At 59.5% G+C, this 17,337-nt stretch carries 10 protein-coding genes; 2 read left to right on the forward strand and 8 right to left on the reverse strand.

Annotation, left to right across the window (positions count from 1 at the left end; translation table 11 throughout):
* The first annotated feature begins 1,736 nt into the window (after positions 1-1,736).
* Together ACXHRN_RS21940 and ACXHRN_RS21945 are read left to right on the forward strand one after the other, a co-directional pair.
* On the forward strand, positions 1,737-7,367 hold the full coding sequence (locus ACXHRN_RS21940; RefSeq protein WP_488638415.1) for a hypothetical protein: 5,631 nt from the start codon (positions 1,737-1,739) through the stop codon (positions 7,365-7,367).
* 81 nt (positions 7,368-7,448) lie between these two features.
* On the forward strand, positions 7,449-8,048 hold the full coding sequence (locus ACXHRN_RS21945; RefSeq protein ID WP_488638416.1) for a polysaccharide deacetylase family protein: 600 nt from the start codon (positions 7,449-7,451) through the stop codon (positions 8,046-8,048).
* 138 nt (positions 8,049-8,186) lie between these two features.
* Here the strand turns inward: ACXHRN_RS21945 and ACXHRN_RS21950 are convergent, their stop codons facing one another.
* The 8 genes from ACXHRN_RS21950 to ACXHRN_RS21985 form a co-directional block, all read right to left on the reverse strand.
* Positions 8,187-9,290, reverse strand: a complete 1,104-nt coding sequence (locus tag ACXHRN_RS21950; RefSeq protein WP_488638417.1) for a class II histone deacetylase — start codon at positions 9,288-9,290, stop codon at positions 8,187-8,189.
* A 26-nt stretch (positions 9,291-9,316) separates the two neighbouring features.
* On the reverse strand, positions 9,317-10,822 hold the full coding sequence (locus ACXHRN_RS21955; protein ID WP_488638418.1) for an aldehyde dehydrogenase: 1,506 nt from the start codon (positions 10,820-10,822) through the stop codon (positions 9,317-9,319).
* Positions 10,823-10,833: 11 nt separating this feature from the next.
* Positions 10,834-12,417: a GMC family oxidoreductase gene (locus ACXHRN_RS21960; RefSeq protein ID WP_488638419.1), complete on the reverse strand. Its 1,584-nt coding sequence runs from the start codon at positions 12,415-12,417 to the stop codon at positions 10,834-10,836.
* Positions 12,418-12,426: 9 nt separating this feature from the next.
* Positions 12,427-13,494: a branched-chain amino acid ABC transporter permease gene (locus tag ACXHRN_RS21965; RefSeq protein WP_488638420.1), complete on the reverse strand. Its 1,068-nt coding sequence runs from the start codon at positions 13,492-13,494 to the stop codon at positions 12,427-12,429.
* 10 nt (positions 13,495-13,504) lie between these two features.
* Positions 13,505-14,392: a branched-chain amino acid ABC transporter permease gene (locus ACXHRN_RS21970; protein ID WP_488638421.1), complete on the reverse strand. Its 888-nt coding sequence runs from the start codon at positions 14,390-14,392 to the stop codon at positions 13,505-13,507.
* Between the two features lie 5 nt (positions 14,393-14,397).
* A complete protein-coding gene (locus ACXHRN_RS21975) occupies positions 14,398-15,123 on the reverse strand; it encodes an ABC transporter ATP-binding protein (protein ID WP_488638422.1) in 726 nt (241 codons plus the stop codon).
* The gene (locus ACXHRN_RS21980; RefSeq protein ID WP_488638423.1) at positions 15,120-15,920 is read right to left on the reverse strand and encodes an ABC transporter ATP-binding protein; all 801 of its coding nucleotides are present in this window, start codon (positions 15,918-15,920) and stop codon (positions 15,120-15,122) included. The genes ACXHRN_RS21975 and ACXHRN_RS21980 overlap by 4 nt, the downstream gene beginning before the upstream one ends.
* 85 nt (positions 15,921-16,005) lie before the next feature.
* Positions 16,006-17,304, reverse strand: a complete 1,299-nt coding sequence (locus ACXHRN_RS21985; RefSeq protein ID WP_488638424.1) for an ABC transporter substrate-binding protein — start codon at positions 17,302-17,304, stop codon at positions 16,006-16,008.
* Positions 17,305-17,337: the final 33 nt, after the last annotated feature.

Consider the following 17,337-nt stretch of genomic DNA (forward strand, 5'->3'; position numbering starts at 1 on the left):
CAGCCTAGCAGCCGGATTTTCTATCTACTAAACTTCATGGTTGTATTTTGCGGCAACCGCAGACGAAATTCGAGATTAAATCGCTCCAGGGAACGCAATGAAACCGTTGGCTTTCTTTCTTAATTTCAATAATAATTCGATACAACCGGCCAAATAACACGTGTAAATCACGCATAGTTTTCTGCTTTCTTGCATTTTTAGGTATCAAATCCCGCTGAAGCAACGACGTTACATTTATGCATATTGATTATATATTATTCAAAGGCTTATCACCTGTGATACGACTGCTATTCAGGCAGAGAGATAAGAATAAATGACTGAAACCCAGGCGAATCCTTGTGAATAATAGTCAAAGACCTGCCTGTCTGCAAAAATTTGATTGCATTTTGAATCAATAGCATCCTTAATGTGCAACACGGCCACGTTGCACAGCGCGCCGTAGTGGGGCACCTCATGGAATCGGTCACGCTGGTTCAGTCGAGTTCACTTGTCCTGAAATTGTCAGGCAGCCTTGCTGCTGTTCCAGAAGGCGGCGCATCAGGGGCAATCAAGCGGCTACTTGAAAAAATAGGCTTGAAAGGCAGTCTATTCGACCAGCAGTTCGATGCTGACGAATTAGGCCTCACCTCCCTTCACTACGCTGCAACCCTGGCAATGGGCAAATTCACGCTGCCAGGCGTATTCTTGACGGGAAGTACCGGAAATATTCGCCTTAGAAATCGAAGCGAAATCGAAGCGGATCTGGCGCAAATCGAGAGCAGCGCCAATCAAGGCGCGACGGCTGCACTGAAGGAAGAAATCCGCAATGCTATCACGTTGATCCAGCAGGAGCGCGGCAAGCTGGCTGCGGCGTTCGGCTCGATGAGCGTTGATTTGACATCGCAAGGCTTCTTCGGTGTGACCGGCGTTGGTGGAACCGGCAAGGCCAGGGCGACACTCGCGCTAAATGGCGACGCGCTGCAGGATCTTCTGGACTCAGGCAAGACCGACAAGACCCTGTTGACCGGCTCTTTTCAGGCCGCGCTGATCGTCACAAACCCACTTTTCACGGTGGCTGGAGAGATCAACCTTACGGTTGCCATAACGCTCGCGGACATCGACGCGCCCTATTCCGATCAACTGTTCAAACTCACGCCGTCCATCAGTCTGCCGAGGCTCAACGCGGTTCCCTTCCCGAAAATCTCGCTGCCGCCAATCTGGATGCCGAGCCTGGCAATTTCCGGCTTCCCTTTCGGGCCGCTGGACGATCTGCTCGATTTTGCGTTCAAGAACCCTTTTCCGGCTGGATCTCCAAATGTCAAAGTCAACTGGTCCACCGTTCCGGTGATTGCTGCGCAGGTCCAATCAGGCACGCTGACGATTGCAACAACGACGCCCGGCGTTGGAACGATTACCTACGATGGACAAGATCTGGGTGGGATTGCCGGTCTTGCCATCACTCTTGATGCTGGCGGACTTGCACTCGCTGGAACCCTGACACCGACCGCAATCACACGCGGGCGAGACATTCCCCTCGACCTGACTTCGATTTCCGAGGACTTTCCGTTCGAGTTGGACTTGCCGGTTATTAGGGTACGTGCGGACCGGCCATTCTCGTCGATGATGCGGGTCACACGGCGATCAGCGTTGCTTTCGAAAACGACAAGATCTCGTCCATCGTCGCGCAATTCGGCAATGCGATCGGCGTCCTCGACGGTGTGCTGTGGAGCGCGGAGAGATCGCCCACGGCTGAGGAAGTGCTGCCGACGCTGGCCGCAGGGCCGATCTCGCTATCCTCCCTGCCGGTTACTTTCGGCAATTCCCCGCCCATTGCATCCGACTGGAGAGCAACCGCAAAGATCGCGGACGACGCCGTCGGCGACGTCCAGATCGTTGTTCCAGCGTTAGAAGGCCGAAGCATCGTTCATTGGGGACCAGCCAGCTTCGAAGCCATGGCGCTTGTTGCTGCGATGAACATGACGCGAACGGCCCGCAATGCGACGTCACCATCACTGACGCGTGATCTTGTGCCCACAATCTACAAGATGGCTGATGGCAAACCCGTCAGCATATCGCTTGATTTCGACGACATGCCGCTGCCAAAGGTCGCTGGCATAACCGGCGGAACCTCTGCGAAACGTGGCTGGGGACTGGACAGCCCGCGCGATATGCCGATGGTGGCGGTGACTTTGCCGGGCATAGAATTCTCCACGGAGGACATAAAGCCGGCAACCGCCTGGGACGCCTCTCTCCGTTTCGACCTGCCATTGCTGGATGAATTCCACGCTGCGCAAGCGCCGAGCCGCGTGGCCGCCTCAGGCACTTTGAACGCCGAGCCCATCGTAACAGCGCTTGATATGGACGCCCTACAGGGCACATGGAACGATTCCGCTCGCCGGCTGAAGCTCGCCGGGACACAATCGCACCGTGCCACCGATTGGAAATCCACATTGGTCGATGCTCTCGTGGAGCCATTTGCATGGCAGACGAATTTCGAGGTCGTTGCCGATGTGGACGGGTTGCCACTGGGCCAATACCAACTCGGCGACGGATTTGCGGGCGAAGCAGCTCTTGCCGACAAGCACAGAACCTTCACGCTGCCCGCCGCGGCTGATGACAAGTATATCGTTGAGGACAAGGATGGTTCGATCGAGGTGACGGGCTTTGCGGTCAAGCCCTACGATTACTCGAGCGGTGGCCACCAGTACCGCATGGATACACGCGGTTTCGGTCTGGCGGCGGACCCGACCGTCGAAACGAAATTCACGACGCGCCCGTCAATATTCAGGGCAGTCGTAGGGACCCAGGTGCCGCGCTGGCTCCTCACCACCAATGCGCCGATCAAACTGTCCAACCATGGATCGGCCATTTCGCTGGAAGTTCGCGATCTGCCGATGGACTTGAAGAATAAGCTCTACACCTTTGCTCCTGACGGCACGCCCGAGAATGCCCCTGGTCCGGACCAGAAAGTATTCGAACGGCAGATCCTGCCAAAGGCCGTTTATGAGTGGAGGCTTTTTGAGGAACTCGACGGAAAGGTAACGCCGGCTTTCGATCTCCAATTTGGACCGCTGAGGTTGCGCCCGTTGCGCCTGCTTGGACTGGATATCGATACCGGCACGGGCGATGCGGTGGGAGCGATCATCGCCTATTCCGTGACCTTGGCGACCAGCGCGGCTTCAGATTTGCATACTCCCTTTGGACAAGAAGCGAGCTATGAAACCGGTAACCCGATAGCCGTTACCTATGTGATGAAGGATGGCGTATTGAAGCCCAGCGCGGTCAGAAACGTCTTCGCAGACAAGATCGTCGATCCGAAACCAACCAATCCAACCACGGCCGCAATCATTCTGGATTTTGAAGCGCATTCGAGCCCCATTCTTGGATCGGAAAAGTCGCCTTGTTGGGCTAGTGTCGAGTTGATTCTCGAGATCAAGGATGGGAAACTCGCACCCAGGAATGCCGCAGGATCGCTCAGCACGCGTCTGTTTGGCAGCAGGATCAAGGCTGCCATCGCCACGGTCGCGACCGATAGTGATGCGGTATGGACGATCACGACGGCCCTTGGAAAGGATACGAACACAACGCCCCGTCTGAGTTTGACGAGTTTTTCCTGCGCCCTCGGCATCCAGCCGACTGTCGAAATCGGCGGAACGATAGGGCTCGGCACACCGAGACCAGATGGCACGACCATTGCCAATTTCCCCATTCAGATCGGTCTCGATGGAAGTATCTCGATCCTTGCCTGGAAGCTCGCCGCCGACTGGAGGGGCCTGATAGTCGATCATGCCTCCGGCGTGCTGAGTGCAGGCGTGTTCGGCAAGAGTTCAACGTTCGAGGTCATTCGTGGGCTGCCGCTGGAGGTTTCGAAGCTTGAAGGTGCCCTTGCGTTGGCATTCGAGACTTCATCCGGCAATGACGCCTCGATAGATATCACTGCAGCCTATTGCGAGTTCAATGCGACCTACTCCGCCAACGACCTCGATAATAGCGTCCTGAACTACCGGGCAATCCATCCTTCCACGGACGACAAGAAAGACAAGACGGCCAGGGATCAACTGGTTATCTCGCTGCCCGAGACAGCGCGCGAATGCTCGATCGGGTGGCCCGACGTCGATGAGGCATCGATAAAGCCCTATCTCGACGGCTACTTCAAAGGCCAACCGAAGCAGGGCGAGAAACCGCTTTTGAAGCCTGCCGTTCTCAAGCACCACGTCACATCCAAGATCCTGGATTTGGAAATTCCCATCGAGTTTCTCAATCGGGCCGGTGCAGACTGGGTTCTCGGAAAGGCATTGCGGGCGAAAGCTTTCACTCAGCATGCCCTTAAGAAAGAAAATGAAACAGCGTTCGCATGGACAAGCATCGATGACGTCGCAATCGCAGACCTCGCTGTGCTGAAAGAAAACCTGGGCAAGGATGCCACCTATGCCTTTTCGCCAGGTTATCACAGTGATAGCTCCAGATTCGTCAGTGCCGGCATCACCGAAAGCGGACCGCTGGACTACGTGCTAACGCAGGTCGTTAGACAGGCTGCGGCGAGCAAGCAGCTTGCTATTTTTGGAAGCGCCACGCTCGAAGTCACGACATCGCAATCCGGCGGCGGACTGCGTCGCGGACTCGTCTTCGCACTTCCCTGGATCGTGCCGGTCGCTGCCGCAAAGCTGACGCCGTTCAGCACTTTCACGCAGCTTCCTTCAGGCGACAAGCGCTTTGCGCTCGCGGCCTTCGACATCGCCGCCGGATTGCCAAGTGAACTTGATGATGCGTTGCCGATCAATTTCTCGTTTGGCAGGGGCACGATCGCAGAGGTTCAAAGCGCGCTACAGACGCGATTCGGAGACCGCGTGAAGGAAGCGACACGGGCAGTCGACAGGGCATTTGGTGAAAACATCATCGGCAAAATCGATGCCAAAACGATCCTTCAAACGCCGGTTTTCTGGCAGGCCATCATGGCATTGAACGCGATCGCCTATGCTTCAGCGATTCCCAAAGCGGCTGACGGCGTCGGTATCGACGCAGCGACATTACTCGCTGTCGGGAATGAAGGGCGGCTCGCGCGCTTCACCGCGCAGCTGAGTACAGGCGGAACCCCTGATACGGATGAGACAAGAAACTACGATCTCTGCATCCTTGGCCGCAAGCAGGCGTTTGTCATGCCGGTTTCGGTTGCAGGTATTGATCGAGATGACGCCGGAAGCGCCAGACCGCTCGGCATCCTGGCCGCCGAGCGCGTTGCTGAGCCGCTTGCGATCGTTTTGGCGCGCGTCCGCTCCGTTGACAACGGCTTTAGCTGCCACGACCAGTTTAGCGGTGTTGTTGGCGCGCCAGCGGCGGCCGGCGGCGCACAAGTCAAACCGCTGCGCAATGTGAAGACCGCCGTCTATGCTTCGCCCGCGCTTGGCTGGCCGCAAGCCTCCCAGGTCGGGTCAACAAAGGTACACACGCTTTCGATCGGTGACGAGCAGCCGCTTCAGGATGCCACGGTGGCGTGGGCCGGACGGGCGCGCAGCTTCGGTGGGCATGTCAGGGCTTTGCATCGTGATACGGGTTTGCACAGTCCCACAGAACAAATGTTCCTCGCTATCGGCCAACACGTCCTGTTCGAGCGAGAAGGTGCGACGAAGACTCGATCGCCGTCAGACCGTGCGCTTATTCCAGTGCCGCCACGTGTCCGGGCGCCTGTCCCGCCCGCTTCGGGCGAAACGCCAATTCCGGGTGCGGCCATGTTGCCCGGACAGTACGAGGTGATCTCCACGGGCGTGAGACCGGGTGTGCTGGTCATGGAACATGCCGGTGTCATCGTCAGAGCTGAAAAGGCGTTGGCTTTTGACTCACAAGTCGCGCGCTTTGGCACCCCGGCAGACCGCGCTCCTGTTACTTGGACGCAAGGCCGTGCTCCCAGGTCAACCGGTCTTCCCAAGACCAACAATCTTGCTGAGCGCAGGCGCACCTATATCGGCGAGAATATTCGCATTCCCGTGCCTACGGCTGACGAGACAACGCAGTTGGCGCCGCTCGTGCTGACGCGCGGACCCGGCACCACGATACGCTATAGTCTCGACTCCGGTGAGTCGATTGCCATCATCGTATCAGTTGCAAGTCCGGCACTCGGCCGGCTTGGTCCGGATTTCAGGGGTACCATCGATCTTTCCTTTAAGCGCCCATCAGACAATATGCCCAAGGGAACTGAGCCGCTTGCCACGAGGCTGATGCTGCTCGGATTGCTGAGAGAGAACGAGCCGCGTTGCGAGCTGATTGTCGGAGACACCACCGTTGCCTTCGAGCAGGCGGTGTACACGGCGACGGATAGCGACACCATCACGCTGTTCTTGATGTCACTGGCTGGCGGTGCACGAGAATCACTGCGGGTTGCGCTTGCGCAGGCGGATGCCGACACCGATGCGCGGCTTTTGCTGCGGTTTGGCACCGGTGGCAAACAAGGCGCTGAGCCGGACAAACCATTTGCCCTCGCAAGCTCACCGGTTGGAAAACTCGTCGGCGGGCCACCCATCACACTTGCCTTGCCGCTGCCCTTAATCCCAACCAGGCGCCCTTGGTTGCCGATTGAAACAGCGACGGTGATGTTTGGCGATCCTGCCTATGACCGGGAGTTGGCTGGGCCGGCGCTATCAGCAGAAAGAATCGATGCCCACGGGACAACATGCCTTGCAGTCGATCGTTTTGAATATGATGCGGGCGAGACGATCCACCTCGTGTTCGGGAGGCGAAATGTGGCCTTCGACCTGCCGGCGAAAGAAAATAAGGACGCGCCACCCTTCGATGACAAAGCGGAGGCGCGGACGCTGACGATTACGCTCGTTCGCGAAGGCGCAGGTACGGCTGAGCCTTTGCAACTGTCATTGGCTTTAAGAGGCGTGGAATCACTCGCGGGGCTGCAAAGTGGTGTTGCCTACGCCATCGCTATCAAAGCCCTGGTCAGCGCCAAGGGCGGAAAAGACGTCGAAATCAGGGCGAGTGACCGCATCGTGCTGAACGTGTCAGAAATTGATGACAGCGGTGCGCCCGTCAATTCAATCTCGGTCTCCGTCGGAATCGTAGCCGAGCCGGTCGTCGCGCCGCCGTCGTCGGTGTTTGTCGTCGTAACCCTTGACCAACTCGATGACAAAACCAACTCGAAGGCTTTCACGGCGACACCTGTTCTCACGGCATCGGCGCCGCTGCCGCAGCGCATCGAGTTCGTAGATTTGGTGAGGGATCTGGCGCGGGGTCATGTCCGCAGACGCGCACTGTTCGAATGGGCATTTGCTGCCCGCACGCGCATAAAACCTGGGGTGGCCTTTGCCGGCCTTGTGAAAATCGACCGTCCCGGGGGCGGGCAGATTTGCGAGAAAACGGCCGATTTCATGAAACCGTTCAATCTCTAGGGAGACGGTCAGACAAGGCTGTTTCATCGCAACAGCAGCTGTTTCAAACCGGCCTCAACACCAAAGAAAGGCATAGGCAACATGACACGCACAGTCTGGCTCACTTTCGACGATGGCCCGAATCCGGCGAAAACCCCAACAGTTCTGAAATGTCTCAAGGACAACAATATTCAGGCCACATTTTTCATGGTGGGGGACATAGCGGAGAAGAACATGGCGACCGCCAAAAAAGTTGCGCAGGATGGCCACCTGATTGGCAACCATACCTATACTCATAGGGTGGTGAAGGGACTTCCTGCAAGCCAGATCCGCGACGAAATATCGAAGGCGGATGCCCAGCTCAGTCAATTGTCCACCTATAAAAAATGGTTCCGTCCTCCCCAAGGGGAACTTGATGCCACTGTCCGACAGGTGGCGGGCGAGATGGGATTCGGCATTTTCAAATGGAATGTCGATACCCAGGACTATCTCAGCAAGGATTCGAAGGTCTGGATTCCGCTGGGCATCAAGGGCATCAAGGCTGCCGGAGACACAGCTGTGGTTCTCAACCATGACATATGGCAATCGACGGCCGACCATGTGCAGGAATTCATCGACGAAATACGCAAGCTTCCGGACACTGTTTTTGGCGCACCATCATCCTTGCCGGAGATAAATTTCATCGGGGAAGCGGGTGTTTGAACGGTCGCCGGAATGCGGCGAGCGTCCTCCGCCCCGCCTTCTGACGATGGTTATGCGGCTTGGCGCTGCTGTCTCCTGTCGAGAGGCTGCAAGGGCGCGTTTACCGGTTCGGAACGTCAGATCAAGTCGGCCACGACTTCACCGGCCGAGACCTGACAACAACTCACCGGCCGCCGAAATCGCCGCCTGCTGGTGCGGCTGGATCTGTTGTCCATGGTAATTCTGGAAGACCGGCAGGAATGGATCGTCGATGTGGGTCTTGATGCCGGACATCTGTTCCATGACCGCCAGCCCGCAATAGGGCACGTAAGACGCGGAATAGCCGCCCTCATGCGACATCATCAAGCGACCGCCGCACAGGGCATCCGCAGCCTCCATCAACATCCCCGTCATTTCGCGATAGGTATCGCTGTGGAGCATCATGCGGCCGAGCGGGTCTGCGCCAGACGCGTCGAAGCCCGAGGGCACCACGATCAGGTCCGGCTTGTAGGCCGTGAGCGCCGGCAGCACCACTTGTTCGAATGCCGCGATGTACGCGCCATGACCACTGCCGGCCGGCAGCGGCACATTGATATTGTAGCCTTCGCCGGCGCCCGTCCCGCGCTCCTCACGGTCGCCGCTGTCATGCGGATAGAGCCGCTCCTGATGAAGCGAAATCGTCAAGACGCCGCGATCGGCGTAAAACGCGGCCTGCGTGCCGTTGCCGTGATGCACGTCCCAATCGACCGTCGCCACGCGCTCGAACTGATGTTTCGTACGGGCCTTCATGATTGCGACGGGGATATTGCCGAACAGGCAGAAGCCCATGCCCTTGTCACTTTCGGCGTGGTGCCCCGGCGGCCGAACAAGCGCATAGCCGTTGTCGAGTTCGCCGCTCAGGACGGCATCCATGACAGCAAACGTACCGCCCGCCGCCAGGCAGGCAATCTCGTAGCTACCGCGTCCGAACGGTGTGAGATAGCTGGCATCCCCTCCCCGGTCGTCGCTTTGCGCCTTGATGCTACGGACATAATCGCGGGTGTGGAAACGGGCGAGATCGTCCTCGGTCACCGGCGTCGAGTTGATCTTGATGAGTTGGTCGGTCAGCCCCGAGACCTCCATCAGGTTCTTGAAACGACGCTTGGTCGCGGCATTTTCCGCGTGCTCGCCGGGTTCGACCGTCAGCCCGGCCGGGAAGAATTGCGCTGCCGCCCCGGTATCGTGCCAGAGATAGAGTTCATGGAAATTCCAGCCAGTCTTCACCGCATCTACTCCCTGTTTTCGTCTTTTCAATTGCCGATCGTCACCCACACGCCCTTGCTCTGCGTGTAGGAGAGGATCGCATCCATGCATTTGTCGCGGCCATTGCCGGACTCCTTCCAGCCGCCGAAGGGCAGCTGCATGTCGCCGTTCATGTAGCTGTTGACATAGACCATGCCGGCCTCGACATCCCTGGCGAAGCGATGCGCCTTGCCGAGATCGCTGGTCCAGATGCCCGCCGCGAGACCAAAATTTGTGTCGTTGGCGACGGCCACCGCCTCGTCATAGCCGGACACCGGAATGACGGTGGCAACCGGCCCGAAGATTTCCTCGCGAGCGATGCGCATGTCGTTGCCGACGCCGGCGAAGATGGTCGGCGCGACATAGGCGCCATTTTCAAGCCCCTCCGGCACGCGGCCACCGAGGATGCAATCGGCGCCCGACTGCTTGCCGATCTCGATATAATCCAGAACCCGCTTCTGCTGTTCGCGGGCCACCAGCGGGCCCATCGTCGTTGCATTATCGAGCGGGTCGCCGGGGATGTAGCCGGCCTTGGCCTGCGCTTTCAATGCATCGAGAAAATCCGGAACAATCGACTTTTCGACAATGATCCGCGAGCCCGCGCAGCAGACCTCGCCCTGATTGCCGAAAATACCCATCGCCGCCCACCACGCGGCGGTCTGCAGGTTTTCGGAATCCGCCATCACCACATGCGGGGACTTGCCGCCGCATTCTGTGCCGACCTTCTTCATGTTGGACTGGCCGGCATAGATCAGCATCAGCTTGCCGACTTCGGCCGAACCGGTAAAGGCGATCTTGTCGACATCGTTGTGCAGCGCCAGCGCCTTGCCGGCTTCGGCGCCAAAGCCGTTGACGACGTTCAGCACACCAGCGGGGCCGCCGGCCTCCATGAACAGGCGCGCCAGAAGCAGCGCGCTGAGCGGCGATTGCTCGGCGGGTTTCAGCACGACGGAATTGCCGGCCGCCAGCGCCGGAGCGATCTTCCACATCGTCATCAGCAATGGATAGTTCCACGGCACGATGCAGCCGACAACGCCGAGCGGCTGGCGCAGCACATAGCTCAGTACCTCATTGGAGGTCGCACCGACAGTGCCTTCCATCTTGTCAATACATTCGGCGGTAAAGCGCAGGCAGGTCAGCGCCAGCGGAATATCGACCGTCAGCATTTCCTGGATCGGCTTGCCCATGTCGATCGTGTCGAGCAGCGCGAATTCATGCGCATGCGCCTCGATCAGGTCGGCAAAGCGCAGCATCACCGCCATGCGGGCGCGCGGGGCAAGCCGCGACCATGCACCCGATTTAAACGACTTGCGCGCCGCAGCCACCGCAAGGTCGATATCGGCGTCATCGCCACGCGAGATGGTCGCGATAACGCTGTCATTGGATGGATTGATGGTGTCGAACTTGGCGCCGGACGCGGCTTCCCGGAACGCGCCATCGATGAACAGCCTGGTCTCGATGGCGAGCTTGCCAGCCTTTTCGTGCCAGTTTCCTGCGGATTGAGCGATGTTCATTTCGATTCTCCTTAACCAGCCAAGATCATCTGCGCGGCCCGCTCGGCGACCATGATCGTCGGCGCGTTGAGATTGCCGGACACCATCTTGGGAATGACCGAGGCATCGGCGACATGGATACCTTCGAGACCATGCACCTTCAGCGTCGCGGGATCGGTCACCGCTTTGGCGTCCGTGCCCATGCGGCAGGTGCTCGACGGGTGATAGAGCGTCGTCATGTGGCCACGGACATAATTGCCGATTTCCTCGTCGGTCCGGCATTCGGCGCTGGGCGAGAGTTCGTAGGCAATCAGGTCCTTGATCGGCGATTGGGCAATGATATTGCGGTTGATGCGCACGCCGGCGATCATGGTTGCGAGATCGAGGCCGGTGGGGTCGCTGCTGAAATATTTCGGATCGATCGCCGGATGTTCGATCGGATTGGCCGAGCGCAGTTTGATCTCGCCGCGGCTGTTGGGACGCTGCAAGGTGCTGTGTCCGGTGATGCCGGACTGGCCACCGAGGAAGCGGGCATAGTCGCGATGCGGGCTTATCGCGCCATAGAGCTGCAGGTCGGGCTCGACGCCCGGCCGCGTGCAGACATGCCCGCCCGAGGCAACCCATGGCGAGGTGCGGATGCCGGTGCGCTTGTCCTGCCACTCGGCAAAACTGTCATTGATGATTTCGTCGGTCCAGGCGCCGATGCCCAGTTCTTCCTTGGTGTAGAAGCTGACCGGGATATTGAGATGATCCTGCAGATCCTTGCCGACGCCCGGCAAGTCATGCGCGACCTTGACCCCAACCTCTTCGAGTTCGGCGGCAGGACCGACGCCGGAGAGCATCAGCAGCTGGCATGAGCCGATGGCACCGGACGACAGCACGACCTCGCAATCGGCATAGGCGATCTCCGGCACGCCATCGACGAGATATCGAACACCCTTGACACGGCTGCCCTCAATGATCAGGCCGGTGACCAATACGCCGGATGTCAGCGTCAGGTTGGGGCGTTCCAGCGCCGGGCGGAGATAAGCCTTGGACGTGCCCCAGCGCTCGCCATCCTTGATGGTGAACTGGAAGAGGCCGACGCCTTCCTGCGTTTCGCCGTTGTAATCCGGATTGTAGGCATGGCCGGCAGCCTTGGCCGCCTCGATCCACATCAGTTCGTATTTGTCGACATAGGGGACATTGCCGATATGCAGCGGGCCGTCATTGCCGTGATAGGGGCTGTCCTTGATGTCGGCATTGCCCTCGGAGGCGAGGAACACCGGAAAGACATCCTTCCAGCCCCAGCCGGTGCAACCCATGGCTTCCCAGGCGTCGTAGTCCGACGGCAGGCCACGGATATAGATCATCGCATTCAAGGCACCGGAACCGCCGATCATCTTGCCGCGCGGCCAGAAGATGCGTCGCCCGCGGCAACCGGCTTGCGGCTCGGTATAGTAGCCCCAATCGGCCGCGGTGTTGAACATCGTCACCCAGTCCGACGGAATGTCCGACGCGACGGGGGCTGCGCGACCAGCCTCGAGAACCAGCACCTTGCGGTTGGGATCAGCGCTCAGGCGATTGGCGAGCACGCTGCCGGCCGAGCCGGCGCCAATGATGATGGTGTCGAACATATCTACCCCTTATTCCCCGGCCGGTGCCGGGCTTTGTGCAAGTTTCGTCTTCGGGTCTGAATTTCTGCGCCTGCGGATCCAGCCGACGAGATCGCTGACGCGACCGACCAATCCCTTGGGCATCAGCACGATGGACACGGCGATGATGATGCCGAGCCCGAAGGTGCGGAACTCGCCCGCCTCGCGCATCAGCTCATCGGCCGCGACCAGCACGATGGTGCCGACCAGTGGGCCCCAGAAAGTGCCGACACCGCCTACCACGGCAATGGCGATGATGAACATCAGCTGCGACATCGACAGCATTCCCGGACCGATCGCCTGGAAATGCGCAGCATAGAAGCCGCCGGCCAACCCGGTGAAGAAAGCCGAGATGCCGAACACCAGAAGCTGCGCCTGAAAGCGATTGACGCCACGCGCGACCGCGTAGCCGGGATTGTCCTTGAGCGCCCGGAAGGCCAGGCCGATCGGGCTTTTGACCACCGCATAGGTAAACAGCATGGTCACGGCGAAGAGTATGGCGATGATGGCGTAGTTGCCGACCAGCCAGTGCCCTTTCAGCAGCGCCCGCGTTCCGAGATCACCAAAGCGCGCAAAGCCAACCGCGCCACCCGTGAACTGCCGGCAGATCGAGCCGACCATGATAAAGCATTCGGTGTCGGTGACGATAAGCAGATACATGGTCTGAGCGATCGCCAGCGTCAGCAGCGCCACATAGACGCCCGTGAGCCGCAGGCAGGCGAGCCCGACGATCAGCGAAAAAACCATCGCGGCAAGCGCGCCGGGCACCAGTGCTGCCCAGACATTCCAGCCGAAATAGAAGCAGAGCATCGCCGTGACGTAGCCGCCGAACGCGAAGATCGCCATCTGCGCCAGCGAGAAGATGCCGGAAAAGCCGAACAGCAGGTTCCACTGCGAGGCGATGGTGGCATAAAACAGCGCGAGCACCACCTGACCGAGGACGTAGCGGCTGTCGACGAAGAAGGGCAGTGCGATGGCCAGGGCGATCAGCAGAAGCGAGATCGCCATGTCGAGTTTCGTGGAGCCGGAAATGCCCTTGGAGCTTGTTGCTTTTGTCACCTTGAGCTCCTCACATACGGCGGATTTGTGCGCGACCGAACAGGCCGGATGGCCGCCAGATCAGCACGGCGATGACAACGAACAGTAGCGACGGAAAACCCCAGCGCGCACCGGCGACATATTGGATAAAGGCTTCCAGCAGCGCCAGCCCGAAGGCGGCGGCGACCGCACCCGGCAGGTTACCGAGCCCGGCCACCACACACATGATAAAGGCCTTGAGCATAGGATCGTTGCCGAGCGGCGGCGACAGCTGAGTCATCGAGCTGACCATAACACCGCAGACGCCGGCAAGCGCCCCCGACAGGACCAGCACCTGCAGATAGACGCGGTTGACGGCAACGCCCATCAGCTGAGCGGCATCCCTGTTCTGCGCTGTGGCCCGGATCGCCCGCCCCATCCGGGTTCTGGCGAGAAGAAGTCCCAGCAGCACCATCAGCACGACGACGACGGCGATGATCACCAAATTCTGGTAGGGAAAATTAAGTGGCCCCAGCGAAAAAGACCCCGCCATCGAAATCGGCTGCTTCAGCGGCTGGCCGCCATAGGTGAGAAGGATCGCGTTTTCGAGCGCGATACCGATGCCGACGGTGGCGATCATCACGTTGGACTCGAAGGTCGCCTTGTCGTTTTTCAAGAGATTGCGGACGATGAGAAAATAGAGCAATCCGCCGGCTATGGCGCCGATCAGGATCGCCGCGACGAAGCCAAAGGCGATCGGCAATCCCATGGCGGTACAGGCCGTGAAAGCAGCATAGCCCCCGAGCGTCAGCATGGCGGCATGCGCCATGTTGAGCATTCCCATGGAACCCCAGACCAGCGACAGGCCGACGGTTGCCAGCGCATAGAGCGCGCCCGTGGTCAGGCCGGCGACGATGATGGACATCAGAATATCGAGCATGCCGGTCAGCCTCCGAGATAGGTTGCGAGCAGTTCGTCGCGGGCAAGAAGTTCGGCCGGCGGACCGGACCAGATGATTTCGCCATCGTCGAGCAGATGCAGGCGATCGGCGAGATCAGCGACGCGGGCCGGATTTTCCTCGACCAGCAGGATCGTCCGCCCTGCCTTGCTAAGCTCTGAAATCACGCCATAGATCTGTTCGATGATCAGCGGCGCGAGGCCAAGCGAAGGCTCGTCGATCAACAGGATCGCGCCACCCATCATCAGGCCACGGCCTATACCGGCCATGCGGCGTTCGCCGCCCGACAGGGTCGAGGCGATCTGATGGCGGCGATCAGCCAACTTCGGCAGAAGCGTGAAGACTTCTTCAAGCCGCCGGGCGATCTCTACCTTGTTTGGCGCCAGATAGGCGCCCATCAGCAGGTTTTCGAGCACGCTCATCTCCGGGAAGAGCATGTCACCCTGCGGCACATGGGCGACGCCCAGTGCGGCCACAGCATGCGGCTTGCCGACGATCGATTGGCCGTTGATGCTGATCGAGCCGCCGCGCAGCGGCACGAGGCCGGAAATCGTCTTCAGGAGCGTCGACTTGCCGTGGCCGTTCGGCCCAACGACGGTGACGAACTCGCCAGCCAAGACATCGAAAGACACGCCCTTGAGGACTTTCAGTTCGTTGTAGCCAGAGACAACATTGTTGAGGCTGAGAACGGGAGGTTTCTGGGCTGCGCTCACGAATGCGCCTCCCCTTCGGCAAAGTAGGTCTTCAGCCGCTTCTGTGTCCCTTCGCCGAGATAGGTTTCCACGACGACCGGATCTTCGGCCACCTGATTGGGCAATCCCTCGAAGATCTTCTTGCCGTGATGCATGATGATAACCCGGCTGGACAGCGCTAGCAGGAAGCGCATGACGTGCTCGATCAGCACCACCGTCAGCCCGTCGCCCTTCAGGCGAACCACGAGATCCATGATATGGTCGATCTCCGTGGTGTTGAGTCCACCGACAGGTTCGTCGAGAAACAGAAGCTTTGGCTTGGTGGCGATTGCGCCGGCTATCATCAAGAGCTTGCGATCCAGCACCGGCAGCTGCGCCACCGTCTCGTCCGCCTTGTCGGAAAGGCCGACAAAAGCCAGCGCCTCTTCCGTCTGCTCCCGCACATCCTTGCCAAACCGGAAGCCGGGGACCGGCCGCTTGTGGCGTCCAAAATAGGCGGCAATGTCGATATTCTCGCGCACGGTCAGGCTATCGAAAGCGGCGTTGAGCTGGAATGTGCGCGCGATACCGAGCTGGCAGATCCGATCGGCGCCGAGCCCACTGATATCGTTGCCATCGAAGAGCATGCGCCCTTCGGTCGCCGGTGTGATGCCGGTCACGACGTCGAAGAACGTCGTCTTGCCGGCGCCGTTCGGCCCGCCGATGCCGACGATCTCGCCCGGATTGACGGTCATCGAAAGGCCATCCACCGCCGCCAGCGATCCAAAACGCTTCACGACGTCGCTGCAATCGAGAAGAGTACCGTTCTCGTCACCCATTATCCCGCTCCTTGTTGCCGAGCACTGGCCGGAGACGGGCCAGCGCCATAGCAATGACATGCAGTTCCCGGCCGTCAGCCTGAGATTACTTGATCCACGGCGGCAGGATGAATTCATCCGTCGCGTAGAGGACCGGCGCGATGAGCTTCGGGTCGGTTTTGTAATCCTGATGCTGCAGGAACTGGTGTGGCATGCCGAGCGACGGGTCTGCGACCTGGGTCGGGTAGCAATAGGCCGACTGGCCGGCCGGGTCGGCACGATAGGTGCCATTGACACCGCGATAGACGTTGCGGCGCATGACGGAGGCGACCTTCTGGACCTGCTCCTTCTTGAAGGGCTCGCCTGGCCCTCCGGCAATCGCCGCTGCCAACGCCCACATCCACAGACCGTCGTAGGTCTGCGAACCTGTGATGTAAGCCGACTTCGGGCCGAACTTGGCGCGATAGGCTTCACGGAACGGCTTGGAGAAATCGTCCGGCAGGCAGCCAACCACCGTCGAATAGACGACGCCGTTGATCGCTTCGCCGCCGATTTCGCGGAAGGCCGGCAGCGACGGGCCATACTGCATGTAGACCAGGCTGTTGATCGGCTGGGCCAGGAACTGCACCATGAACTGCGCAAGGTCCTGCGGCAGGAAGTGGGTGACCAGAATGGCCGCTGGCGGATCCTGGCGCAACTTGGCAAGCGTCGGACCCCATTGGTTGGTCGGGAACGGCACGGTCTCGAACAGGCTGACTTCGAAGCCGTACTCCTTGGCCTTGTCACGGATCGCATTGGCGATGACGATCGAATATTCGTTGGCCGAGGGAATGATGGCGATCTTCTTGTTCGGGGCCTTCCACTTGCCGCTTTCGGAAAGCGTCTTGAGGAAGTTCAGGCAGCCGGGTCCGTACCAGTATTCCGGCGGGTCGCCCTGGAACGAGCCGTAATAGCGCTCCGGATCGGTCTTGAACTTCTCATTATGGGAGATCAGCGTGTTGTAATGCATCATGATGATGTCGTTGTCGGCGGCGACATCCATCTCGGCCATGTTGGTGCCGAGATTGTAGCCGTTGATCAGCACCGGCGTGTTATAGCGGTCGATCAGCCGCTGCATGGACTGGGTGACGAGGTCGGCGCCCATTTCCTTGGTGTCTTCGATGTGAAGCTCGATCGGCCGGCCGAGAATACCGCCGGCAGCGTTGATCTCTTCTGCCGCCAGTTCAAGACCGTTCTTGAATTCGATACCGTCGGCGGCGGCAAAGCCGGACATCGGCAGCGCCGACCCCACAGGAATCGGCGTCGCATCCTGCGCTTGCGCCGTATTGTTCATATCGGCAAGAAGTGCTCCACCGGCTGCGCCGGCTCCCAGAACCCCTTGAAGCATTGCACGTCTGTTTATCATAACGGTTACCCCTCTTATGTTTGTTTGTGGTCG

The sequence above is a fragment of the Shinella sp. OV683 genome, assembly GCF_057787725.1.